Annotated in this window: 1 protein-coding gene; it reads left to right on the top strand. The window is 68.2% G+C overall.

The window, feature by feature from the left end; all coding sequences use genetic code 11:
- Positions 1–267 (top strand): gamma-glutamyl-gamma-aminobutyrate hydrolase family protein (locus tag CVH10_RS21150; protein ID WP_181244618.1); only part of this gene is annotated, 267 nt, incomplete at both ends.

Raw genomic sequence — 267 nt, 5'->3', positions numbered from 1 at the left:
GAGCCCGCGCGCGCCGCAGGTCGTGTTCGACAGCGGCCTGCCTATCCTTGGCATCTGCTACGGGCAGCAGGTGATGACCCACCAGCTGGGCGGCGAGGTGCAGCCGGGCCATGTGACGGGCGAGGGCGGCGAGTTCGGCCGCGCCTTCCTCAACGTCACCGATGAATGCGTGCTGTTCGACGGCCTGTGGCAGGTCGGCGAGCGGCACCAGGTGTGGATGAGCCATGGCGACAAGGTCACCCGCTTTGCCCCCGGTTTCCGTATCGT

Source organism: Halomonas sp. ND22Bw (genome assembly GCF_003011945.1).
GTDB lineage: Bacteria > Pseudomonadota > Gammaproteobacteria > Pseudomonadales > Halomonadaceae > Halomonas > Halomonas halophila.
The sequence above is the reverse complement of the archived record's forward strand: the minus strand, read 5'-3'. Positions and strand labels throughout refer to the sequence as shown.